Annotated in this window: 19 protein-coding genes; 9 read left to right on the top strand and 10 right to left on the bottom strand. The window is 60.5% G+C overall.

Translation table 11 applies throughout. From position 1 onward, the window contains the following. Window positions 1-86: 86 nt before the first annotated feature. From mreD to GM668_RS31580, 4 genes are read left to right on the top strand one after another with little or no spacing between them, the layout of a single operon-like run. A complete protein-coding gene (gene mreD, locus GM668_RS08305) occupies window positions 87-599 on the top strand; it encodes a rod shape-determining protein MreD (RefSeq protein ID WP_155438462.1) in 513 nt (170 codons plus the stop codon). Between the two features lie 9 nt (window positions 600-608). Beyond that, window positions 609-3,014 carry a penicillin-binding protein 2 gene (mrdA, locus tag GM668_RS08300; RefSeq protein WP_155438461.1) on the top strand — a complete coding sequence of 802 codons (2,406 nt, stop codon included), beginning with the start codon at window positions 609-611 and terminating at the stop codon, window positions 3,012-3,014. A 9-nt stretch (window positions 3,015-3,023) separates the two neighbouring features. After that, entirely contained in the window at window positions 3,024-4,139 is a 1,116-nt protein-coding gene (gene rodA, locus GM668_RS08295; protein WP_155438460.1) for a rod shape-determining protein RodA, read from the top strand. Continuing rightward, window positions 4,136-5,308 carry a septal ring lytic transglycosylase RlpA family protein gene (locus tag GM668_RS31580; RefSeq protein ID WP_155438459.1) on the top strand — a complete coding sequence of 391 codons (1,173 nt, stop codon included), beginning with the start codon at window positions 4,136-4,138 and terminating at the stop codon, window positions 5,306-5,308. Before rodA ends, GM668_RS31580 begins: the two co-directional genes overlap by 4 nt. 88 nt (window positions 5,309-5,396) lie before the next feature. Here the strand turns inward: GM668_RS31580 and GM668_RS08285 are convergent, their stop codons facing one another. The 10 genes from GM668_RS08285 to GM668_RS08240 all read right to left on the bottom strand — a co-directional run bounded on the left by GM668_RS08285 (window position 5,397) and on the right by GM668_RS08240 (window position 16,825). Next, a complete protein-coding gene (locus GM668_RS08285) occupies window positions 5,397-6,137 on the bottom strand; it encodes an SPOR domain-containing protein (protein WP_170305548.1) in 741 nt (246 codons plus the stop codon). Window positions 6,138-6,150: 13 nt separating this feature from the next. After that, window positions 6,151-6,918: a type III pantothenate kinase gene (locus GM668_RS08280; protein ID WP_155438457.1), complete on the bottom strand. Its 768-nt coding sequence runs from the start codon at window positions 6,916-6,918 to the stop codon at window positions 6,151-6,153. Next, window positions 6,915-7,706, bottom strand: a complete 792-nt coding sequence (locus GM668_RS08275; RefSeq protein ID WP_371868664.1) for a biotin--[acetyl-CoA-carboxylase] ligase — start codon at window positions 7,704-7,706, stop codon at window positions 6,915-6,917. Before GM668_RS08275 ends, GM668_RS08280 begins: the two co-directional genes overlap by 4 nt. 2 nt (window positions 7,707-7,708) lie before the next feature. Then, the gene (locus GM668_RS08270) at window positions 7,709-8,500 is read right to left on the bottom strand and encodes an SDR family oxidoreductase (RefSeq protein WP_155438456.1); all 792 of its coding nucleotides are present in this window, start codon (window positions 8,498-8,500) and stop codon (window positions 7,709-7,711) included. Between the two features lie 2 nt (window positions 8,501-8,502). Beyond that, window positions 8,503-9,171 carry a thiol:disulfide interchange protein DsbA/DsbL gene (locus GM668_RS08265; RefSeq protein ID WP_155438455.1) on the bottom strand — a complete coding sequence of 223 codons (669 nt, stop codon included), beginning with the start codon at window positions 9,169-9,171 and terminating at the stop codon, window positions 8,503-8,505. A gap of 17 nt (window positions 9,172-9,188) precedes the next feature. Then, window positions 9,189-9,908: an SPOR domain-containing protein gene (locus GM668_RS08260; protein ID WP_155438454.1), complete on the bottom strand. Its 720-nt coding sequence runs from the start codon at window positions 9,906-9,908 to the stop codon at window positions 9,189-9,191. A gap of 38 nt (window positions 9,909-9,946) precedes the next feature. Beyond that, complete coding sequence (gene argS, locus GM668_RS08255; protein ID WP_155438453.1) at window positions 9,947-11,656, bottom strand: arginine--tRNA ligase; 1,710 nt, start codon at window positions 11,654-11,656, stop codon at window positions 9,947-9,949. Window positions 11,657-11,856: 200 nt separating this feature from the next. After that, complete coding sequence (locus GM668_RS08250) at window positions 11,857-12,168, bottom strand: hypothetical protein (protein WP_155438452.1); 312 nt, start codon at window positions 12,166-12,168, stop codon at window positions 11,857-11,859. Further along, on the bottom strand, window positions 12,165-14,351 hold the full coding sequence (locus GM668_RS08245) for an RHS repeat domain-containing protein (RefSeq protein ID WP_155438451.1): 2,187 nt from the start codon (window positions 14,349-14,351) through the stop codon (window positions 12,165-12,167). The genes GM668_RS08250 and GM668_RS08245 overlap by 4 nt, the downstream gene beginning before the upstream one ends. Then, window positions 14,348-16,825 (bottom strand): RHS repeat domain-containing protein, encoded by a 2,478-nt coding sequence (locus tag GM668_RS08240; protein WP_155438450.1) that lies wholly within the window; start codon window positions 16,823-16,825, stop codon window positions 14,348-14,350. The genes GM668_RS08245 and GM668_RS08240 overlap by 4 nt, the downstream gene beginning before the upstream one ends. A 918-nt stretch (window positions 16,826-17,743) precedes the next feature. On the opposite strand from GM668_RS08240, the gene rsmB reads away from it, so the two are divergent. The 5 genes from rsmB (at window position 17,744) to GM668_RS08215 (ending at window position 23,243) form a co-directional block, all read left to right on the top strand. Then, window positions 17,744-19,093 carry a 16S rRNA (cytosine(967)-C(5))-methyltransferase RsmB gene (gene rsmB / locus GM668_RS08235; RefSeq protein WP_229499065.1) on the top strand — a complete coding sequence of 450 codons (1,350 nt, stop codon included), beginning with the start codon at window positions 17,744-17,746 and terminating at the stop codon, window positions 19,091-19,093. 88 nt (window positions 19,094-19,181) lie between these two features. After that, complete coding sequence (locus tag GM668_RS08230; RefSeq protein ID WP_229499041.1) at window positions 19,182-19,718, top strand: DUF4390 domain-containing protein; 537 nt, start codon at window positions 19,182-19,184, stop codon at window positions 19,716-19,718. Next, window positions 19,719-22,019: a sensor histidine kinase gene (locus tag GM668_RS08225; RefSeq protein WP_170305547.1), complete on the top strand. Its 2,301-nt coding sequence runs from the start codon at window positions 19,719-19,721 to the stop codon at window positions 22,017-22,019. A gap of 85 nt (window positions 22,020-22,104) precedes the next feature. Further along, window positions 22,105-22,827, top strand: a complete 723-nt coding sequence (locus GM668_RS08220) for a response regulator (protein ID WP_155438449.1) — start codon at window positions 22,105-22,107, stop codon at window positions 22,825-22,827. Next, window positions 22,824-23,243, top strand: a complete 420-nt coding sequence (locus GM668_RS08215; protein WP_155438448.1) for a P-loop NTPase family protein — start codon at window positions 22,824-22,826, stop codon at window positions 23,241-23,243. The genes GM668_RS08220 and GM668_RS08215 overlap by 4 nt, the downstream gene beginning before the upstream one ends. Window positions 23,244-23,268: the final 25 nt, after the last annotated feature.

Raw genomic sequence — 23,268 nt, 5'->3', positions numbered from 1 at the left:
TGCGGCCGCGCCAGCCGCTCCGGTTGCCGCCCGCCCCGCCGCGCACGGCGCCGCCAACGATACGCAGACGCGTTGAAAGCCTTTCAATGAATCGTCCACATTACATACTGCTGCCGGTCAGCCCGGTGTTTATTGCGTTCAGCTTGTTTTGTGCCTTCCTGCTGAACTTGCTGCCCTGGGGCCAGTTCGTCGGCGCGCCCGATTTCGTCGCGCTGACCTTGGTGTTCTGGGGCGTGCACCAGCCCCGCAAAGTCGGCATCGGCACGGCATTTTTCCTCGGCTTGCTGATGGACGTGCATGACGCCACCTTGCTGGGGGAAAATGCACTGGCGTACACCTTGCTGTCGTATTGCGCCATCATGATCCACCGCCGCGTGCTGTGGTTCCCGCTGATCACGCAGGCCATGCACGTGTTCCCGCTGTTGCTGATGGCGCAATCCGTGCAATTGATGGTGCGCTTTATCGTGTCGGGCAAGTTCCCCGGCTGGTGGTATTTCATCGAGAGCGCCGTGGCGGTCGTGCTGTGGCCCTTCATTACGATGATCTTGCTGGCGCCGCAGCGCCGCGCCATCGACAAAGACCATACGCGTCCTATCTAAGCAGTCCCGATGACCGAGTTCAAGAATACCGAACGCGAACTGCACTTGTTCCGCCTGCGCCTGTCGGCGCTGGGCTTGCTGGTGTTTATTTGCTTTGCGCTGTTGCTGGCGCGCTTTGTGTGGCTGCAAGTGGTCCATCACGACAAGTACATGACGCAGGCGGAAGAAAACCGTATTGCGTTCGTGCCCGTGGTGCCGAACCGTGGCTTGATTGTCGACCGCAACGGCGTGATCCTGGCCCGCAATTACTCGGCCTATACGCTGGAAATCACGCCGTCGAAATTGCGTGCGCCGCTGGAAACCGTCATCGATGAACTGGGCAAGCTGGTGTCGGTGGAAGCCAAGGACCGCAAGCGTTTTAAACGTCTGCTGGAAGAAACCAAGGGCTTTGAAGGCGTGCCGCTGCGCACCCGTTTGACGGATGAGGAAGTGGCGCGCTTTTCCGCGCAGCGCTTCCGTTTCCCGGGCGTGGAAATCCAGGCGCGCCTGTTCCGCCAGTATCCGCTGGGTGAAACTGCGTCGCACGTGATCGGCTATATCGGCCGTATCAGCCAGAGCGAAGCGAAAGTCATCGAAGCGGGCGACGATGCGCGCAACTATAAAGGCACGGAACACATCGGCAAGGAAGGCTTGGAAAAGAGCTACGAAAAGCAGTTGCATGGCATCACCGGCTATGAAGAGGTGGAAGTGTCGGCGGGCGGGCGCGCGGTGCGCACGTTGTCGCGCACACCGGCCACGCCGGGCAATAACCTGATCCTGTCGATCGATATCGAGTTGCAAAAGGTGGCGGAAGAAGCGTTTGGCGAACGGCGCGGCGCGCTGGTGGCAATTGAACCGGCGACCGGCGACGTGCTGGCCTTCGTGTCGCGTCCCGGCTATGACCCCAACCTGTTCGTGGACGGCATCGATTCGCAAAGCTGGAATGAACTGAATACATCGCTGGACCGGCCGATGGTGAACCGCCCGCTGTCCGGCACCTATGCGCCTGGCTCCACCTTCAAGCCGTTCATGGCATTGGCGGCGCTGGAAACGGGCGTGCGCACGCCGAGCCAGGCAATTGGCGACCCCGGGTTCTTCTATCTGGGCGACCACAAATTCCGCGACGACGTGGTGGGCGGCCATGGCACCGTCGACATGCGCAAGTCGATCGTGGTGTCGTGCAATACGTATTACTACATCCTGGGGCGCGACATGGGGATCGACGCCATCTACAAATTCATGAAGCCATTTGGCTTTGGCCAGCAGACCGGCATCGACCTGGAAAACGAAAAGACCGGCGTGCTGCCGTCGCAGGAATGGAAACGCGCTCGCTTTAAAAAGAACCCGCAAGCGGGCAAGTGGGTCGGCGGCGACACGATCGCGGTCAGCAACGGCTCCGGTTTCAATTCGTATACGCCGATGCAGGTGGCGCACGCGGTATCGACGCTGGCCAATAACGGCGTCGTCATGAAGCCGCACCTGGTGAAAATCATTGAAAACGGCGCCACCAAGGCGCGCACGCTGACGGTGCCGAAGGAAAGCTACCGCATTCCGCTCAAGCAGCAAAATATCGATTTTATCAAGAACGCGATGGTGGGCGTGGCCAGTGAGCCTGGCGGCACCGCGTACCGCGCCTTCACCAACGCGGGTTATACGGTCGGCGGTAAAACCGGCACGGCGCAGGTGATTGCCATCAAGGCCAATGAAAAATACAACGCATCGAAAATCAATGAGCGCTACCGCGACCACGCGTGGTTTACCGCGTTTGCACCAGCCGACCAGCCGCGCATCGCGCTGGCCATGATCGTGGAAAATGCGGGCTTCGGTGGCCAGGAAGCGGCGCCGATCGCGCGCAAGGTGCTGGATTACTACCTGCTGGGCAAGCGTCCGGAAGGCAAGGATACGACGCCGGTGCCGAAGGAAGACGCATCGGAATTCATTCCGGTGGAGGAGCCGGATGAGGAAGAAGCGGCAGCGATCGCCGCGGAGCAGCGTGCCGCCACGCCTGCGCAGCCTGGCGCCGCCAAGCCCGCCGCGCCTGCCAAGCCGGAACAGCCGCCACTGATTCAGCCACAAAACCAGCGTCCCGGCGCGAAACCGGCAACGGCTGTGCCGCACCAGCATGGGCATGTGCCGGCCGCCGGCGCGAAACCAGCGGCGGGCGCATCGCAACCGGCTACGACGGCGCCGGGAGCCAACCCGGCAGCCGGCGCACCGCCACAGGCTGCTGCCGCACCGGGAACCAAACCGGCTGCAGGAGCGCCGCCACAGGCTGGCGCTGTACCGGGAACCAAACCTGCGGCAGCGGTTCCCGCCGGTACCAAGCCTGCCACCGCTATACCGCAACAGCCGGCTGCCAAAGCGCCTGCGCCCGCGCCACAGCAGCCGGTACAGGGTTTGCCGCCGGCCGCGCCGCCGCCGCGCAATAAAGAATAAGGAGGCTGCATGCCGATCAATGAAAGGCGCTCGATCTGGCGCCGCATCAAGCCTTACCTGGCTGTGTTCGACCCGACCCTGATGCTGATTATCATCATGCTGCTGTCTACCAGCCTGGTGACCTTGATGTCGGCCAGCATGGGCATCCCGGGCAAGATTGAAGACCAGGTCCGCAATATCGTGATGTCGTTCTTGACGATGTGGGTGGTGGCGAATATTTCGCCGCAAAACATGATGCGCATTGCGCTGCCGGCGTACGTGGTGACGGTGTCGCTGCTGGTGGCTGTGGCGGTGGCCGGCACCATCAAGCTGGGCGCGCGCCGCTGGCTGCACATCGGCGTGGCAGATATCCAGCCGTCGGAATTTGCCAAGATTGCCGTGCCGCTGATGCTGGCGTGGTTCTTCCAGCAGCGCCAGGGGATGCTGCGCTGGGATTCATATGCGATCGGTGCGCTGCTGCTGCTGGTGCCCGTGTTCCTGATTGCGCGCCAGCCGGATTTGGGCACGGCCCTGCTGGTGGTGATGGCGGGCTTCTGCGTGATTTTCCTGGCGGGCCTGTCGTGGAAAGCCATTGCTGCTTTGGTGGTGGCGGGCGCCGCGTCGATGCCGGTGGCGTGGTCGCTGATGCACGATTACCAGCGCGAACGCATCATGACGCTGATTGATCCGACCACGGATCCATTAGGCAAAGGCTTCCACATTATCCAGTCCACCATTGCCGTCGGTTCCGGCGGTTTGATGGGCAAAGGATGGAAAGAGGGCACGCAGGCGCACCTGGAATTCATTCCCGAGCGTACGACAGACTTTATCTTTGCCGTGTATTCTGAGGAATTTGGTTTAGTGGGTAACCTGTTCCTGATGTTTATGTACCTGTTGTTGATTGGCCGTGGCTTGATGATCGCCGCGAATGCACCGAATTTCTTTACCCGTTTGCTGGCGGGCGCCGTAACGATGATTTTCTTCACCTATGCATTCGTCAACATGGGCATGGTGAGCGGCATCTTGCCGGTCGTCGGTGTGCCGCTGCCGTTCATGAGTTATGGCGGTACGGCGTTGCTGACCCTGGGGCTGGCATCGGGCATCCTGATGAGCATTCAGCGCCACCGCAAGCTGGTGCAGACATGACGGTGCGTCGCAAGCCTTCGATGCGTCTGGCGGCGCTGGCGGCTGCGCTGGCGCCTGCACTGGTGCTGGTGGGATGCGGCACGCAGCAGCAGGAATCGTCATCACCGGCGCACGTACCGGTGAAGCCATCCGCCAAGCCGCAGCGCGAGCCGGGCGTCCCTGTGCTGCCGCCTGCCGGCTCGGGGCGCGGCGGTTATTACCAGGACGACGGCCCGGGTGACAATCCGCCGCCCAACCTGATGGCGACACCGGATGCGGAAGTGAGGAATGAGCCGCCGATCCCGCGCGCCAACAAGGAATACGCCGTGTTCGGCAAGACTTACCGGCCCATTACGGATCCTGGGCAGCCCTTTGTGCAGAGGGGATTGGGCACGTGGTACGGCAAGAAATTCCATGGCCAGCGCACGTCGTCGGGCGAACTGTATGACATGTACAAGATGACGGCGGCGCATCCGACGTTGCCGATTCCATCGTATGCGCGCGTGACGAACCTCGACAATGGCAACCAGGTGGTGGTGCGGGTGAATGACCGCGGGCCGTTCCACTCGACGCGCATTATCGATGTGTCATACACGGCGGCGTTGAAACTGGGTTTGCTGGACAAGGGTAGCCACATGCTGGAAGTGGAGCGCATCTTGCCGGCGGAAGCGGACAAGCTGGCCGCTGCGGGCAAGAGCGGCAGTAAACCGGCGACGGTGCTGAGGCCGCAAGCTCCTGCGCCGCAGCGCGAACCTGCGCAAACGGCGGCGCTGCTGTATCCGCCGCCGTCGACGGGTTCTGCGGCAAGTGCACCGCAGGCGGCTGCGCCAGCCCCGGTTTCCGCTCCGGCAGCACCGGTGGGGGGCGGCGTTACGCTGGCAGGCGGCGCCAATGCGCCAGCCGCTGCCGCGATCATACCGGCCGTGGCGACCGCCGTAACGGCGGCAGCGCCAGCAGCGGTGAAGAGCGGTTTCTTCCTGCAGTTAGGTGCGTATTCAAAGGCGGAAAATGCGGAAGCCGCACGCGCCAAATTTGCCATGGAAAGTGGTTTATCGGGCCTGGAAGTCGTCCCATCCGGTGCAGTGCTGCGCCTGTACAGCGGCCCCTACGCCACGCGCCAGGAAGCCGAGCAAGCCATGCAAGCGCTCCCGCCCGCGCTGGGCCTGAAGCCGCTGATCATCCAACGCTAAAAACTATCGATCCCTCATCGAACGATAGTACAAAAGGTGCCAGGCACCGAAGTGTTTTGCAACAAGTGTAGGGGTGGAGTTCTCCACATTACTTGCAGGCGCGGCTTTCCTTTTCCGCGAAGCCGCTGCGGATTTTTTCCAGGCGGGACTTGGTATCCGCAGTAATGTCACGGAACTGGAACGCCAGCAGCTTGCTGGCGCTCATGCGCGGTGCGATGCGGGCGCTGTGGACGCCCTGTTTTTGCAGGCTGGCCAGCAGCGTTTGCGCACCGGCTTCGCTCTTGAACACACCCAGCGAAATCGCCCAGCGCATGGTTTGGCTGTCCGACATGATGAAGTAATTCGTCACGCCCAGCGCGCGCAATTCGGCAGCCTTTTTATCAGCCCCCTCCTTGTTGCCCTGCGGCGGAATAAACACGATGTAGCTCGACACTTCCGTGCCCGGCAAGTTAATGCGCGCCTGGTGGTCGCCCAGCGACAGCGGTGCGATCTTCTCTTCAAAACGGCGCGCATCGGCCAGCAAGAAATTGCCGATTTCAACGCACGCGATTTTTTCTTCCCTGGCCGGCTCTTTCGCGGCTTTCTTCGCCGGTTCTTCCGCCGCTGCCTTGGGTGCTTCCACTTCCGGTTCAGCCGCCTGCGCCTTCAGCGCAGCCACCGCCGCTTCCGCCTTCGCAGCAGGAATTACCACCAGCTTGTCGCCGTTGAGCTGGTTTTGCAGCCGCGCCGGTTCGCGCTCGCTGCCGCTGAAATGGCCGAGGTAACCCTGCCCGTATGCATACAGGCCGGCGTTCACAGCAAGCAGGGACCAGAAGATAAATTTCAGCACAGGCAATCCACAGTTATTCGCTGCGCGCGGCAGCATGCAAACCCGTCAGCACAATATTGTCCACCAGGCGGTAAGGCACGTGCGCCCCCAGCGCCGGCGCGATATATTGCGCGGCGCCGCCGGACACCAGGCACGCTTGCGCACCATGCAGCGCGCAAGCCCGTTCGATGGCGCCCGCCTGCGCAGCCAGCAGGCCGCTGAGGATGGCGTCGTCAGTATTGTCGGCAAATCCGGATGGCAGCTTACCGCCTTGCGCAATCTGCGGCAACTGCGCCGTGTTGCGCGCCAGTGAAGTCGCCATCAATCCCAGCCCCGGCAAGATCATGCCGCCCAGGAAAGCGCCATCGGCCGTCACGGCGTCAATGGTGGTGGCCGTGCCACAGTTGGCCACGATCAGCGCCTGTCCCGGCACTAATGCATGAGCGCCAATCGCCGCGGCAAACCGGTCGCAGCCCAGCTGCCCGTGCGTACGGTAGCCATTGCGTACGCCTGCCCTTTCCGCAACCGATGCAAACCAGTCGATGCCGGATGGCTGCGCCACGCCGGCCATTTCCAGCATGGATTCCAGCAATGCACGCCGATCCGCACCCGCCACATTGGCAACAATGACTTTGCCTGCTGCACCATGCGCCGCCACCGCGCCGCGCCACGCCTCCGTCAACTGCGCCGCATCGGCGTGCATGACGGCGCCATACGCCAGCCATACACCCAGCGGCGCATCGGAAGCAGCCAGCGCCCATTTAATACGGGTGTTCCCCGCATCGATCAAGAACGTATTCATTGCGCGAGCCTCAGCGATACATCGCCCGACATCACCGGCACCATGCCGCCATCCGTTTGCAGCAACAGGCGCCCCGTGTCATCGACACCCGCCATGCGCCCCTCCAGCAGCACCTTGCCCTGGTCAAGGATGCGCACCGGCTCGCCGCGCCACGCCTGCAACTGGTTCCAGCGCTCCGTAAAAGCCGCAAAGCCCGTGTCGTCAAATTCCGCCAGCGTGGCAGACAAGCGGTTCAATAGCGCGCCCATCAAGGCATTGCGGTCCATTTGCGCCAGCCATGGCGCGGACGCCACGTCGCGGCCAATATCGGTTTCCAGTGCATCCGGCATCAGCAAATTAATACCCGCACCGACGACGGCCCACACGGCGCCATCCGGCCCCGTTTGCGTTTCCACGAGGATGCCGGCCAGCTTGGCGCCATCTTTCAATAAGTCATTCGGCCACTTCAATTGCACCGGCACGCCCAGCGCCTGGATGGCTTCGGCCAGCGCCACGCCGGCAGCCAGCGGCAACCCGACCAGATGCTGCAACGGCGATTTGAAACGCCACGCCAGCGAAAACATCAGCGTCGCGCCCGGCGCCGACAGCCAGCTGCGCCCCGCGCGGCCCCGCCCAGCCGTCTGGCTGTGCGCCACCAACAGGGCGGGGCCGGCCAGCGCACCGCCTTGTACTTGCGCCAGCAAGTCCGCATTGGTGGAGCCGGTTTCCTGCACCACCGTCACTGCCACGTGCGATGCGCATGCCGCGCAGTGGTCCGTGATGGCAGCCGCATTCAAATCCATCGTCATCATCATTTCTTCTTGCGCGCCTTGTGCGGCGCCTTGGAAAACGCCCAGTCATAGACCGGGTTGGGCAGCACGCGCAGCAGCTTGGCCACGATGCCCATTTGCCATGGAATCACGGTATAGCTGGCGCCCCGTTCAATGGCCCGCACGGCAGCTGCAGCGAATTGATCGGCCGGCATCAGGAATGGCATCGCATACGAATTATGCTGCGTCATCGGCGTATCAATATAGCCGGGGCAAATGGTGACGACGTCAATGCCATACGGCGCCATTTCCACCCGCAGCGATTCGCAATACGTAATCACGGCAGATTTCGACGCACTGTACCCGCCGCCGCCTGGCAAGCCACGGATCCCGGCCACGCTGCCGATACCTACCAGGCGCGCCGGCGTACGCTGCGCTTTCATCGGCCCGATAAACGGCGCGAACGTGGCAAAGGTGGCGGTGACATTGGTGGCAAAGATCGATGCAAACACGGGCAAATCTTCCTGCCCATATTCCGTCAGCGTGCCATGTGAAATACCCGCGCTGGCAATCACCACGTCGATGCCGCCCGCATGTTCGATGTAATCGATGGCGGCTTCGCGGATGCCTTCGTGGTCGTTGACGTCCACCGCATAGGCGCGGTGTTTTTCCGGGTGGGGCAGGGTGTCGATCAGCGCTTGCAGCGCGTCGCCGCGCCGTGCCAGCAAGCCGAGAGTGGCGCCCAGTTGCGCATAGCGCAGCGCCAGCGCGGCGCCCAGGCCGCTGGACGCGCCCGTGATAAAGACGCGCCGCAGCGCATGTGCTTCCGCCATGCTTATTTCTTTTCCGCCTTTGCTTTGGCCAGCAAGTGATCCATCACCGCGATGGTGGCCTTGTGGTATTCGATTTCAGGTTCGCTGCCCAATGTGGCGCTGGCCATTTGCGGCGACGTCTTGTAGCGGCCATCGATAATCACCATGGGCCACGAATCAATGCCGTAATCCGTCATGGCCTGGTCCGCCAGCTTGACGCGCTGCTGCACAGGCAGCGAACGGTAAATGTCCGTGAACTTTTTGCGGTCGAAGCCATTCTTCGCCACCCAGTCCAGCACTTGTTCGTCCTTGGTGAATTTTTCCCGCTGCACGTGCATGGCTTCGAAAACCTTGGCCTGGTATTGCTCGGCCATGCCCATGGCTTCCAGCGTGAAGAACAGTTTTTGCTGTGGCAAGGTCATGTCGCTCTTGGGCACGTGGATGCGCCGCACGACAATGTTGTTGCCCTGCTTTTTGATCCACTCGGCCAGCAGCGGTTCGAAGGCATTGCAGTGCGGGCACCAGTAAGCGAAGAATTCCAGGACTTCGATTTTTTTGCCTGCGGGGACAGGCTGCGGCGCCGCCAAGGTCACGTATTCCGTGCCATTGGCGGGATTTTGGGGCGATGCCATTGCACCCATGGCAGCGGCAGACAAGATGGCGACACCCAGCAATTGCTTGAAGACCCGCATGCTCGCTCCTCAGTAAATCAGCGCTGATTGCGCACGACCGATACGTCGACCCCGTTTTCAGACAGCTTGCTGCGCGCCTTGTTCATGGCTTCCACCTGCGCATAAGGTCCCATGCGCACGCGGTGCAGCACGCCGGCGTCCGTGGTGCGGTCCGATACGGTGGCTTCAAAGCCCATCAAAGCCAGCTTGGCGCGCTGGCTTTCCGCATCGGCCATTTCGCGGAACGCGCCGGCCTGCAGGTAATACACATATTTATCGTCGCCCGCCGCAGGGGCGGCAGCGGCCGTGGCAGGCGCTGCAGGCGCCGCTGCCGGAGCAGCAGGAGCGGCGGCCGCTGGCGCTGCAGCAGGCTTGGTTTTCGATGCCGCTTCGATACGGTCCACGACTTGCTGCAACTCATCTTTCGGCGCTGGCGCCGGCGCGTGCGCGGGCGGCGCTGCCGGTGGCGGCACGCCTTCAACAGGACGCGCAGGTTCCTTGGCGAAGTCGCGTGCAGCTTCGCGCGCGGCATCCTTGTTGCCGTACATAGGCTTGTTCGGGTCCGAAATCTGGCCGGCAGTCGGCTCGGCAGGTTTCCCTACCTTGCCGGATTTGTCGGTGAAGGGCGACGAGCCCTTGCTGATCACCAGCGCGACAACCACGGCGATCGCCAGGCCGACGACCAGGCCAATGATGATGCCAACCAGCGTGTTGCCCTGCTGGCGTGGCAGCGGGGCGAGACGGGAACGGAAATGCATAGGTACGGTAATTCCTCGATGGGCGATTAAAAACGCGATTACATCTTGTCCGGAGCGGAAACGCCGATCAGCGCCAGGCCGTTGCGCAGCACCTGGCGGGTCGCCACCATCAGTGCGATACGGGCCATCTTGACGGCTTCGTCGTCCACCAGCACGCGCTCGGCGAAGTAGAAGCTGTGCAGCGCGGCTGCCAGGTCGCGCAGGTAGAACGCGATCTGGTGCGGGCCCAGTTCCGCCTGGGCGCGGGCCAGCACTTCCGGGTACGACGCCAGCGTCGCCAGCAACGTCGCTTCGGCCGGCGCCGTCAGTGGCGACAGGTCGACATTGGCCAGCTCCGCTTCGCTGCCGGTCCACTGTTCCAGCATGCGGCAGATACGGGCGTGCGCGTACTGCACGTAATACACGGGATTTTCATCCGACGTTTTCAGTGCGACGTCCACGTCGAACACGAATTCCGTGTCGGCTTTACGGGAAATCAGGAAGAAGCGCACGGCATCGCGGCCCTTCGTGATGTCGCCGCCGCCCGACCATTCGATCAGGTCGCGCACCGTCACGTACGAACCGGCGCGCTTGGAAATCTTCACTTCCGCGCCATCTTTCATCACGGTGACCATCTTGTGCAGCACGTAGTCAGGGTAGCCCTGCGGGATACCGATGTTCACGGCTTGCAGGCCGGCGCGCACGCGGGCAATGGTGCCGTGGTGGTCGGAACCCTGGATGTTGATCGCTTGCGTGAAGCCGCGCTTGAATTTCTGGATGTGGTAGGCGACGTCCGGCAGGAAGTAGGTGTACGTGCCATCGGACTTGCGCATCACGCGGTCCTTGTCATCGCCATATTCCGTCGTGCGCAGCCACAGCGCGCCGTCCTGCTCATACGTTTTGCCGGAGCCGATCAGCGCTTCCACGGTGGCGTTCACCTTGCCATCGGTGTACAGCGACGATTCCAGGTAATAGTTGTCGAACTTGACGCCAAATGCCTGCAAGTCGATATCTTGTTCGTTACGCAGGTACGTGACGGCGAAGGCGCGGATCGATTCGATGTCGTTGACGTCGCCCGATGCGGTGGCTGGTGCGCCATCGGATGCGGACACGGTTTTCTTGGCCAGGAAGTCGTTGGCGATGTCCTGGATATAGTCGCCGTTGTACGCTGATTCAGGCCATTCCGCGTCGCCCGGCTTGAAGCCGCGTGCGCGCGCCTGCACGGACGTGGCCAGCGTCGAGATTTGCACGCCGGCGTCGTTGTAATAGAACTCTCGGGTCACGTCGAAACCTTGCGCTTCAAACAGCGACGACAGCGCATCGCCCAGTGCGGCTTGGCGGCCGTGGCCCACGTGCAGCGGGCCGGTTGGGTTAGCCGATACGAATTCAATGATCGCATGCTTGCCGGCGCCTGCCGTACCTTTGCCATACTGCGCGCCTTGCGCCAGCACGGTTTTCACGACAGCTTGTTTCGATGCGTCGGTGACGCGCAAGTTGATGAAGCCCGGGCCGGCGATGTCCGCCGATGCCACCAGGTGCTTGCCGGCCGGGTTTTCCAGCAGCGCGGCAACGACCTTGGTGGCCAGTTCGCGCGGGTTCATTTTCAACTGTTTTGCCAGCTGCATGGCGATATTGCAGGCGACGTCGCCGTGCGCCGAATCGCGTGGGCGTTCCAGCACCACGTTGGCGGTCACTTCGGTGCCGTCGAGGATAGGGGCCAGGGCGGCGTTGAAGAGGGCGATGATCTCTTGTTTTTGTTGGGCGAGCATGTTTGTTGGGGCGGCCGGGCCGCGTAAGTAACTTGGAAAGCTGGGACCCGGCCTTGCGCCGGGTCAAACAGCAAACATTATACTGGTTTGGTGAAGGAGGGAAGGGGGCAGAGGCATTAGCCAGCGATGCTCAGACTGTAGCTTCAGCTATGGTAGGCTTGGGCGAACGGCTGATCATGCCGTTCGCTCCGGTGTGGGAATTAATAAAGTGGCGTGCACATAATAATAATGGAGTTATCGCTCACTCCACCGATAACATGATAATCAGAGGCTAATGCCATATAATAAATCATATGCAATCGAACCATAAATAATCCACATAACACTGATGGTATTCTCCATCGTTCCATCGGTCTTAATGTGATTTTTTTTGTGGGAGCCCAGCTTTCAATTTCCTTGACAAGTATTTTTCTGCGCCAACTACTGTTTATGGAAATTTGCAGAGTGTCCCTATTGTCAAACGCATTGTATGCATCGTTTATAAAGTTTTTGCTTGGGAACGTGGTTTTCATGGTTGACCTCCTCGTTTTCGGCAAACTGCATACGCCATTAAGCAAAGTGTATATCCAGAACTTCGAGTTAGCCACCCGGTGGCATAACCTTTAACATGGGCAACGCAAATGTTGAAGGTGGTTTCACAGTCTGCCCTGGGAGGTCGAGGAACTTCCGGGGGCAAGACGCCCACTACACAATTTTGTGGTTGATTTTTCGGGGGATAAGATATTCCGCCTGGGAAATCTTGTGGCGGAATGATGCCGCCCGGCTGGGATGCTGTAAGCGGAGGCCGGTGTTGTGACATCCACCAGTAGTAGGCACCTGTACCAGCAGCAATGATGATCAGAGGTGCAGGGATGGCAAACTCTCCCGTTGGATCGATCCGGCTTACAGGATTTGCGTCAGCATAAAGGTAAGTGTTTAGTCCCCCTGCCAGCCCCAGTCGGTCGGATTCGATGTATCGTCCGGCTTCCGGGTCATAATCCCTATGGCGGTTATGGATTAGGTTGCTTTCTAAATCGTAATATTGGCCTGGGAATCTGCCATTGAAAATAAATGCATTGCCGCTTCCCGGGCCTGGAGCTGACAAGCCAAACGGGTCGGCATGATCCCATCGCCACACGATACTGTTGTCCTTCGCGTTCGCAATGACGCGCGGAGTCTTAATCTGGTCCGTGTAAATGTAGTAGAGGCTTGCGACAGGTACTCCTGCGAGCAAGGTAGTCCGCATTACTACAACGGGCATATCTTCCAAATAAACTGTTTCAATACTGTTGATGCTCTCGGCATCATATTCTCCGATCAGTTGGTGATCCTGATCGTGGATAAAATATGTACTTCCGTTGGTGGATGCCGTTGAAGCGGTAGTCTTGGCGACCCGCTCGTCCATTCCGTTATAGAGGTAGCGGGTTTGGCCAGAGCTATTTTTTGACGAAGACAGCCGTCCCCGCGCGTTATAGGTAAAGCTGAAAGTGCCATTGCTGACAAGATTGCCAGACGCGTCATAAGTGTAGGTTTTGGCGGGTAACGGGCCTTCGGCGCTTTGCAAGCGATTGCTTGCCGGGGCGATGCGGATGGGATAGATACGGCTGCCAAGAGCAAGCTGAGTGCGGTTGCTGGATACGTCGTAGCCGAACGATAGTGAAGTGTTGTTTGAATTAAAGAATGTCAGGCGATCGAGTTCGTCATATGCGTAGCGTTGATCGAGTTCGGTGACCCCGATATCTGTACGGGTATGGTGCGTGGCCATGATGTTGCCGGCGCCGTCATATTCAAGCGAGCGGACAGTGCCGCCTTGCTGTTCTTCGCCGAGTGCAAAGCGGGTCAACCTTCCTTGCAGGTCGAAGTCGCGTTGATAGCGACGCCCATTTCCCCAGTGCCAAGACTCCGGCAACCCCATCGGCGAATAGTGGATGTCGCGTAGCAGGATCGTGGACGCGGTGCTGCCGGCGCTGGTCGTATAAATATCCGATACGCGGCCGTCGTTGCCATAAACCAGCAAGATCCGATTGCCGCTTGGGTAAGTAATGCTGTCGATCTTCCCGAGGCTGAAGCCGCTTTGTCCATAGGAATAATTAACTTTGAATTCCCGCCTAATGGCGTCATGGCGGACCGTCTGTGTTTTCGACACCAGGCGGCCCGCTGCGTCGTACTGATAATCTGTTTCGCCGGATTCATCCGTCATTCTGATCAATTGGCCATCGGCGCTGCCTGATGCTGCTCCATACTCGAACGTTGTGGCAATGCCACTGGCGTAGGCGATGCGCGTCAGCCGATTTCTGGCATCGTAGGTATAGGTCGTGGCTTGGCCGCGCGCATCCGTGCTCGATATCAGATTGCCGGCAGCATCGTAGGTTCGGGCAATGTTCCCGGTATCTGGACTGCTCAAACCCAGTTGATCAGCAAGGCCATTGACTATGTAAGTGGTCTTGAGATTCCTTGGATCGGTGACGCTGGCCAGTTGATCGAGTGCGTCATATGTGTATCTCATGGACGGCGCACTGGTTCCGGCGCCCGCGGCAGGCAGTTGCTCGCGCACCGGCCGGTTGAGGGTGTCATACTGCTTGCTGGCTGTTCTTCCCAGCGGATCTGTGACGCGGGTCAGGTTACCATTGGCATCGTATTCAAAAGTAGCGGGGGACGACGTGAATGGTATTGCCGAGCCGGCGAACATCAGCGCAAGAGTCGAGACGGTATTCATCGTTGCCCCCCTTCGCTGGTTTGTTGCAGCCGCCCCAGAACGTCAAAGACGCGGGTGATTTGGTGGCGTAATATGCCGTTGGCATTCCGCACTTCTTCGCTTATTCGGTTCCCGGCCGGATCGAGGACATACCTCACCGTATTGCCAGAGTTGTCACTGATACCAGTCAGGCGATGTGCATCGTCATATGTATAGCTAACAGCAGTCGTGTCAGGAAACTCGACCCGGATCAGTTGCCCTGCAGGGTCGTAGCTATATCGGGTCTGCTGTTCGTCTGGCGTGCCGGCAAAAATGGTTCGCTGCAGTAGCCAGCCTTGGGGACTGAATACCTGGAGCGTGGTCTGGCTGTTGGCTTCCCGAATTCTGGTCGGCATGCCTGATGCCGTATATTCCAGGTATTCGGTGGTTGATCCATCGGGAAGTGTTACTTTTGCCAGGTCCCCGGCGAAATATGACGCGCCAGTAGCCGTGTAATAAGCATACGTGGTGGTGTCACCGCTGCTGCCGGCACGGCCCATTGCCGTTTCTGTCAGCACTTGTCCATCGGCGTTATAGGTATAGGTCGTGGCGCGTGCAGGACCGGCTGGCGTGGCGTTGAACCCTGCACTGCCATTGGCGTCGCTGGTGGGGATTTCGATCTTCTTGCACAGGACTGCGAACGGCAAGCCGTTGGGCAGCGTGGCGCCAGATGCGCAATCAAGGATTTTGCCATCGAGGTCAGGTTGCCCATTGTAGATGTAATGCGTTAGCTTCAGCGGCGTAGCTGTTGCTACCGGGATGGCCCAGTCTGGATGCCATTTGGTGGAAGTCTTGCGCTGACCCACTGAAGGTATGGCGCCAGGGGCAGGGCAGCTTGCCGTGGCCTGCAATCCTTCAACGCGGGTGGTTTCCAGCTTGCGTGCGGAGGCATATGAATAGCATGTCTTTGTACCATTGAAATCAGTACGGCTCAGTAACGTACCGTTGTCGTTGTACGCATAGTTGGCGGCAGCGGGGCCGCATCCTGCACCACCGGGCTGGCTGAATTTGGTGACAAGGTGGTGGGCGCCGACCCAGGACAGGGTGATGGTCCGCTGTGCTCCCAGCGGATCGGTTACGACACGGCTGCTGTCACTTGGATAGCTGATGTCATAGCGGTCCGCGCCGCCCGCATGCTCTGAGCGGACGGCGCGTCCTTCATTGTCATAAGCGTAGCTCGTGTACCGGACATTGTTTTCGTCCGTAATACCTGTCAGTAAAAACCACGTATCCCAGTCTTCACCGTAATGGTATTGCCTAGTGCTGATGACCTTGCCGTCGGGTGTGTATTTGCTCACACTGACCAGGCGGGCGGCGCCGGGTGTTGTTACGCCGCTGGCGGCGCCCAACTGCTCATAGTTGTACCGCACTTCCAGCTCCGGGCTGGCGATCGCTGCGATGGTGTAGTTGTCGTGCCACGTTACTTTTAGCGTGCGCCCAGCGGTGTCGCTGATGTCTGTGAGCCTTCCATTACTGTCGTAAAGGTAGGTGGAGGTTTGACCCGCCGCTGTTGTCGACGCGGTCAGCCGCAAATGACCAGAGACCTTCGTGAACTTGTCCAGCCGGCCTTCCGCTGTTTTCAGCAGCCACTCGTCTGGACCGGTTGGCAGGGGTGTCAGCACATCGCCATGTGAATCCGCCGGCACATATTGATTGCCTGCCTTGTTGAATTGGACACTGGTTCCATCGCTGTTGAACAGCGTGACGAAAGGAGAAACCTGGCCGGCGGGCACGGGTGCTGCAAGCAGGTAGCGCTGGAATGAAAACGACCAGATATAGCCTGCGGTCGACGTATGTGAAGGGGCGCGTTCAGTACGGTACAGGCGGGAGACTTGCAATGACTTCCCGCTTTGCAATTCAACCTCGTTTTGAATTTTTGCGCCGGCCGCGAGCATAATCGGGTTTCCTATCGTAAAGCCCGCCGAATTTGCTGAACACCCCGGTGCTGCCGGTGGCGCCTGACGTTTTTTCTTGCAGACACCCGGGAACTGCGGAATATAGCCTGCCATGGCATCGCAATCCAGGATGACCAGCGCTGCCCCGGAGGGGGGCTTGGTATGCCCTATTAAATTGCAAAAATAAGCGCCGCCATCCCAGCCAGAACTAGTTACCAACGGTTCCATGCTGATCAATCCCCAGAATGCACCGGGCAATGAAGAATTTGAACAGGCGGTGACGGGGTCGCGGGCGTAACGAATCGTTGAACCTGACTTATACCAATCGATGTATCGCCAGCCGAGTGTGCCTTCTGCAGCGAAGGCCAGCGCGGGTCCGCAGGCCACGGCAGTGACAATTACGCATATTCGCTTAGTCATGTCATTCTCCTTGGGGTAAGCCAGAGAGAGACTATGTATTGTTATCAAATAGATATTGATGTATGGCGATTCTTTTGAAATGATTTCTTTGACAATGTTATTTTCTTGATCATTTCGTGGCGGGTGCGCGCCGGAGCCCACGTGATGTCATGGAGGAACTGCAGGCAAGCCGGGTTACAATGCTGCCTTTACATGTTTTATGCGCGTAGCGGCAGCCAGAATGGCTGCTCCCGGCTCCGATCCGCACGGAGGCGGGCGCGGCCACCTCTCTGGAATTCCGATATGTCGAACAAGCAGCGTCCCGTCCTTAAATTGAACAAGCCTGCCGTGCCAGCGGCCCCTGCCAAGGGCGCCCGTCCGGCAATGGGGAAGGGGGCATATCAAGGTGGCAAGCCTGGGGGGAAACCTGCAGTACCGGGGGCGCCGCGCGGCGATGGCGGCCAGCCGTTCCGCACTGGCGGCAGCCGCGACGGCCAGGCTGCGCCATTCCACGGTGAACGCGGCCCCCGCAGCGATGACGCGGCCGGTAAACCATACGTCCGGGGCGAGCGCGCTCCCCGTCATGATGATGGCGCCGGCAAGCCGCCTTTCCGTGGCGAGCGTGGCCCACGCAACGATGACAGCGCAGGCAAGCCGTTCGTTCGCGGCGAACGCGGCCCACGCATTGATGATGGCGCCGGTAAGCCGTTTTCCCGTGGCGAACGTGGTCCGCGCAGCGATGACAGCGTCGGCAAACCGCCATTCCGTGGCGAACGCGGCCCGCGCCATGACGACGCATCCGGCAAACCACCGTTCCGCTCGGAGCGCGCTCCCCGCAGCAGCGACGATGCACCATTCCGTACCGAACGCTTCAACCGCAGCGACGACGGCGCCAAAGGCCATTTCCGCGAGCGCTTCCCGCGCCCGGATGGCGGCGACGGCAAACCTGCCTCCAGCCCGCGCCGCGACGACGTAGCCGGCCAGGCCCCGTACCGTGGCGCCGCAGTCAAGGCACAGCCGCCGCGCACGCCGAGCCCGGCCGCCGCACCCGTGGCCCGCGCCGACCGCAACGAAGACGGCCTGCGTCCGTCATACCACCGCGATTTCAAAACCGCGCCGCAAACCAGTTTTAAAGCCGACGTCAAACCGGATTCGCTGGCCTTCGCCCTGCTGGGCGCCGCCGCCGCCGTGGTGCGCGTGCGTGAAGGCATGGCCCTGCCGCAAGCGCTGGCCATCGTGTTCAACGATACGCAAGCGACGCCGCAAGCACGCGGCGCGATCCAGGACATCGCTTACCGCGCCATGCGCAAATTGGGCTGGAGCGATGCGCTGGTCGGCATCATGGCGCCGAAAGCGCCGGAACCCATGGTGGGCGCGCTGCTGGCGTGCGCATTGCCGCTGATGGTCAAAGATGACGACGGCGAAGCGGCGTACAGCCAGTTCACCGTGGTCGACCAGACCGTGACGGCGGCCAGCTCGCACCCGGACACGGCCCGCGCGAAAGCCATGATGAACGCCGTGCTGCGCCGCTTCCAGCGTGAACGCAAGGAATTGCTGGAAGCCATCGAGCAGCAGCCGGTGGCGAAATGGAATTACCCGCAATGGTGGATCGACGCCGTCATCACGGCGTATCCGAAAGACTGGCAGGCGATCCTCGCCACGGGCAATCAGGCGCCGCCGCTGACCTTGCGCGTCAATGCGCGCCGCACCACCGTGGCGGACTACCTGAAAACCCTGGAACAGGCCGGCATTGCCGCCACCCAGGTTGGCAAATATGCGGTGCGCCTGGCCAAACCGGTCGGCGTGCAGCACATCCCTGGTTTTGCCGATGGCATCGTCTCTGTGCAAGATGCGGGCGCGCAGCTCGCTGCCGGGTTGCTCGATGTACAAAACGGCATGCGCGTGCTGGATGCGTGCGCGGCGCCGGGCGGCAAGACTTGCCACATCCTGGAGCTGGCCGACGTCAGCATGACGGCGCTCGATGCGGATCCGAAACGCCTGGACCGCGTTGGTGAAAACTTGCAGCGCCTGGGTTTCAGTGCGCAATTGCAGGTTGCCGAAGCGCAGCACGACAACTGGTGGGATGGCCAGCAGTTCGACCGCATTGTGGCTGACGTGCCCTGCACGGCGTCCGGCATCGTGCGCCGCCACCCGGATATCCGTTGGCTGCGCCGCAAGTCGGACACGCTCCAACTTGCAACACTTTCCCGTGAAATCCTCGACAACCTTTGGAAAATGCTGGCCCCCAATGGTAAATTGCTGTTCGTGACATGCTCGTTGTGGCCGCAAGAGTCCGAGGCGCAGGCGGCCGCTTTCGCGGTGCGCAATGGCGCGACCCGACTCGATGCGCCCGGCCAATTGCTGCCCACCGGCAGTGTCGAACAGGATCATGACGGTTTGTATTACGCATTGTTCCAGAAAGATGCGTAATATTGTCGTTATTGCTATCCGCCATTATTTATCAGTTATACAACGTACCGGTTTTCTTGTGACGCGACGCTTCTTTCGACAACTCGTTATGCAGTTGCTATTGATGGTTGCGTGCGCGTATCCGGCGCAGGCGTCCGACGACACCGTCGAAATCACGCGCCATTTCATCGAAGCGGCGGAAGAGGGTTACCGGCTGTCTGCCGCGTATTCGTTCGAACTCAACCACGGATTGGAAGACGCGCTGGTGCATGGCGTGCAGTTGTATTTCACGACGGAAGTCGAGCTGACCCGTCCGCGCTGGTATTGGGTCGATGAAAAAGCCGTGCGGGTCAAGCGTACGGCCCGTATTTCCTACAATGTGCTGACGCGGCAATACCACGTCGGCATCGTCGGCAGCGTACAGCAATCCTTTGCGACGCTCGATGACGCGCTGTTTTTGATCCGGCGCCCCAGCCGCTGGGTGATTGCACAGCGCAACCAGTTGAAGCCTGGCGAAGTCTATAACGTCTCGCTGCGCATGCGCCTGGACCGTGATTTCCTGCCCAAGCCGATCCAGGTCAATGCCTTCAATAACAGCGAATGGCGCCTGGAAGCGAAGAAAACTTTCCAGTACAGGGCGGAATAAGTGACGCCAGCATTGCGGTATGTGTTCGTCGTCGCGGGCGCCGTGGTCAGCATTTTGCTGTTCCTGCTGGCCTCCGCTTCGGACAATTCCGGCTTTTTTGACCGCTATTACGGCTGGCTGCTGGGCCTGAATGCGGCGGTCGCGCTGGCGCTGCTGATCCTCGTCGGCGTATCGCTGTTCCGCCTGTATTCACGCTACAAGCAGGGCAAATTCGGTTCGCGCCTGATGATGCGGCTGGTGCTGCTGTTTGCCGGGATCGGCGTGCTGCCGGGCCTCGTGATCTTCCTCGTGTCCGTGCAGTTTGTGTCCCATTCGATTGAATCGTGGTTCAACGTGCGCATTGAGGAAGCGCTCGATGCGGGCTTGAACCTGGGCCGCGACGCGCTGGACAAGGCCGTCATCGACCTCAATGCGCAAGCGAAAAAGACAGCCAACCTGCTGGCGGAAGAACAGTTTTATGCGGCGCCCGCGATCTTATCGCGTTTCGTGAAGACCCATCCGGGCACCCAGAGCGCCGTCATTGTCGATGCGGAAGGGGGGCTGATCGTGTCCGCCACGGGGCCGCAGCGCATCAACTTGTCGGCGGACTTGCCGAATTCGTCGATGCTGGCCACGGCGAAAAGCGAGCAATCGTATGCGATGGCGGAAGATGGCAGTGAACTGCGCGACGACCGCGTGGGCGCGCCGCCGCCGCCGGCGCCGGATGCCGCCAACCAGTTGCGCGTGCGCGTGCTGATTGCGATTCCCGATCCCGTGCAATTGAATGGCTCGCACCTGGCCCCGCGCTACCTGCAAATCATCCAGGCCGTGCCCGTGCAGCTGGCGGCCAACGGCAAGATCCTGCGTACCGCATACAGTGAATATAAAGAGCGTTTCGTGGCCCGCGACGGCTTGCGCAAGATGTATACCGAAACGCTGACATTGACCCTGCTGCTGGCCGTGTTTGGCGCCATTGCGGCGGCGTTCCTGATTGCAAACGACCTGGCGCAGCCACTGCTGCTGCTGGCGGAAGGGACGCGGGCCGTGGCGGGCGGCGACTTGTCGCCGCGGCCGATTGTCGCCAGCTCCGATGAACTGGGCACGCTGACGCAATCGTTCAACACGATGACGCGCCAGCTGTCGGATGCGCGCAGCGCCGTCGAACGCAACCGCGCCGCGCTGCAAAACGCGAAAGCCCACCTGGAATCTGTGCTGGCCAATATGTCGGCCGGCGTGATGGTGCTCGATGGCGAATTCCGCCTCGTGTCGTGCAACGATTCTGTCGAGCGCATTTTGCAGCATGCAGGCGTGACCTTGATTGGCCAGCAGCTGACGCAAATTGAGTCGCTGCAAGACTTTGCCAATGCCGTCGTGGCCGCGTTTTCCGCGCAAAGCGCCCACTCGTCGGCGGCCGGCCGCAATGCGCAGCGCCTGCACTGGCAGCGCCAGGTCGATATCCCCCGTCCGGCCGGCAGTGAAGAAGAACATGATTTGACCCTGCTGATGCGGGGATCGCGCTTGCCGGTGGAGTCTGGCAGCGGCTACATCGTCGTGTTTGACGATATCTCCGATGTGATTTCAGCCCAGCGTTCAATCGCGTGGGGTGAAGTGGCGCGCCGCCTCGCGCATGAAATTAAAAACCCGCTGACGCCGATCCAGCTGTCAGCGGAGCGGTTGCAATACAAGCTTGAACCCAAGCTGGAAGAGCAGCCGGACATCGACCTGCTGAACAAGGCCACCTCGACTATCGTCAACCAGGTAGCCGCCATGAAGCGCATGGTGGACGACTTCCGCGATTACGCCCGCACGCCGCCCGCCATCCTTGAATCCCTGGACCTGAATGCACTGGTGGAAGAGATCCTTAACCTGTACATTACCGGCGAAGGCAACGATATTATCCACCTGGCGCTGGCGCCGGACTTGCCGCAAGTAATGGGTGATTCTGGCCAATTACGCCAGGTCATCCACAATTTATTACAGAATGCACAAGATGCGATGGCGGACTTGCCACCCGGCTCGGCCGCTCCCCGCATCGACGTCGTCACCGAGGCCATTCATTACCAGGGCGCGGACGGGGGAACCCGGACTGCCGTGCGCCTGATAATTTCTGACAATGGCCCCGGATTTGCGCCTAAAATCCTGGCGCGCGCGTTCGAACCGTATGTCACGTCGAAAGCGAAAGGCACCGGTTTGGGCCTGGCGATGGTGAAGAAGATTATCGATGAACACGGGGGACGGATCGATATCCAGAACCACGTCGATAGAAGTGGCGCATCGATGCTGATTTTGCTGTTAAAGTTGGCACCGGTGCAGTTGGCATAATATTGAAAGACTAATAAAATCATCGCGAGCCGTGCAAGCATTACAATGCTTCATGTCCAGCGAAATGTATAAAAGGCAGGGATAGATGGCGAACATTCTGGTAGTCGATGACGAAATGGGTATCCGCGAGTTGCTCTCCGAAATTCTGAGCGACGAGGGGCATGCGATACAACTTGCCGAAAACGCGCAGCAGGCGCGCGAGGCGCGTGCGCAAGGCGCGCCTGACCTGGTCCTGTTGGATATCTGGATGCCGGACACCGACGGCGTTACTTTGTTGAAGGAATGGCAGCGCGACGGTTTGCTGACCATGCCGGTAATCATGATGTCGGGCCACGCCACCATCGATACGGCGGTGGAAGCGACGCGCATCGGCGCTCTGAATTTCCTGGAAAAGCCGATTGCCATGCAAAAGCTGCTGAAGGCAGTGCAGGCCGGCTTGAGCCGCGCGCAAGAAGTGGCGCGCGCGCCAGCGCTGGCGCCGCGTCCAGCTGTGGCGCCGCCGCCGGAAGATGGCGCCGTGGCAGCCGGTGCACCATTTGCCGCAGCCAACGTTGCGCCAGGCCATGCAGCGATCCGCGGCGCCAGCGTCAATGCCGGCGAAGGCCATATGTTCAACCTGTCGTTTGACTTGCCTCTGCGTGAAGCGCGCGACGCGTTCGAGCGCATGTACTTCGAACACCATCTGGGCCGCGAAGGCGGTTCCATGACGCGCGTGGCGGAGAAGACCGGCCTGGAGCGCACCCACCTGTACCGCAAGCTCAAGCAGTTGGGCGTTGAGCCAGGCAAACTGGCCAAGAAAAACCAATGACGGTCCCTGCTGGCGGCCAGCCCGCCGGCGTCAACCTTACCATCACGACGGTTGTCACGGGCCCCACTGCAGGGGCCCGCGAAGCCGCTATCCATGCCGCGATTCATGCCGATAGCGCGGTCCACCCCGGTATGCATACCGCAGTCATTCTGGAAGGCTTAGCCGATGCCAATTCGCCATTGGCAGAGTGTGGTCCGGAAGTCACTGTGGTGCGGATCGCTCCTGGCTGCCTGTGCTGCACCGGGAATCTGGTTTTGCGCGTATCATTAAATCGACTGCTGCGCCGTCCTCCGGCGCGGTTGTTGATCAGCCTGGCTAATGCGGAACATGCCGGCCAGTTGCGCGGCATGCTGGAAAATGCGCCTTATGTTGGTTTGCTAACACTGGGAACCAATTGGCACGTTTGCCTTACTTGAATTCCTTAGCCAGGCCCTCACCTCC

This window comes from Pseudoduganella ginsengisoli (assembly GCF_009720865.1).
Taxonomy (GTDB): Bacteria; Pseudomonadota; Gammaproteobacteria; order Burkholderiales; family Burkholderiaceae_D; genus Rugamonas; species Rugamonas ginsengisoli.
This window is presented reverse-complemented; position numbering and strand designations above follow the sequence as displayed.

What these genes read in the sequence shown, in the direction of transcription:
- mrdA (WP_155438461.1), top strand. Translation starts at nt 609, where the DNA reads ATGACCGAGTTCAAGAATACCGAACGCGAACTGCACTTGTTCCGCCTG.
- rodA (WP_155438460.1), top strand. Translation starts at nt 3,024, where the DNA reads ATGCCGATCAATGAAAGGCGCTCGATCTGGCGCCGCATCAAGCCTTAC.
- GM668_RS08265 (WP_155438455.1), bottom strand. Translation starts at nt 9,171, where the DNA reads ATGCGGGTCTTCAAGCAATTGCTGGGTGTCGCCATCTTGTCTGCCGCT.
- GM668_RS08280 (WP_155438457.1), bottom strand. Translation starts at nt 6,918, where the DNA reads ATGAATACGTTCTTGATCGATGCGGGGAACACCCGTATTAAATGGGCG.
- mreD (WP_155438462.1), top strand. Translation starts at nt 87, where the DNA reads ATGAATCGTCCACATTACATACTGCTGCCGGTCAGCCCGGTGTTTATT.
- GM668_RS08230 (WP_229499041.1), top strand. Translation starts at nt 19,182, where the DNA reads ATGCAGTTGCTATTGATGGTTGCGTGCGCGTATCCGGCGCAGGCGTCC.
- argS (WP_155438453.1), bottom strand. Translation starts at nt 11,656, where the DNA reads ATGCTCGCCCAACAAAAACAAGAGATCATCGCCCTCTTCAACGCCGCC.
- GM668_RS31580 (WP_155438459.1), top strand. Translation starts at nt 4,136, where the DNA reads ATGACGGTGCGTCGCAAGCCTTCGATGCGTCTGGCGGCGCTGGCGGCT.
- GM668_RS08260 (WP_155438454.1), bottom strand. Translation starts at nt 9,908, where the DNA reads ATGCATTTCCGTTCCCGTCTCGCCCCGCTGCCACGCCAGCAGGGCAAC.
- GM668_RS08220 (WP_155438449.1), top strand. Translation starts at nt 22,105, where the DNA reads ATGGCGAACATTCTGGTAGTCGATGACGAAATGGGTATCCGCGAGTTG.
- GM668_RS08250 (WP_155438452.1), bottom strand. Translation starts at nt 12,168, where the DNA reads ATGAAAACCACGTTCCCAAGCAAAAACTTTATAAACGATGCATACAAT.
- GM668_RS08245 (WP_155438451.1), bottom strand. Translation starts at nt 14,351, where the DNA reads ATGAATACCGTCTCGACTCTTGCGCTGATGTTCGCCGGCTCGGCAATA.
- GM668_RS08215 (WP_155438448.1), top strand. Translation starts at nt 22,824, where the DNA reads ATGACGGTCCCTGCTGGCGGCCAGCCCGCCGGCGTCAACCTTACCATC.
- GM668_RS08275 (WP_371868664.1), bottom strand. Translation starts at nt 7,706, where the DNA reads ATGACGATGGATTTGAATGCGGCTGCCATCACGGACCACTGCGCGGCA.
- GM668_RS08270 (WP_155438456.1), bottom strand. Translation starts at nt 8,500, where the DNA reads ATGGCGGAAGCACATGCGCTGCGGCGCGTCTTTATCACGGGCGCGTCC.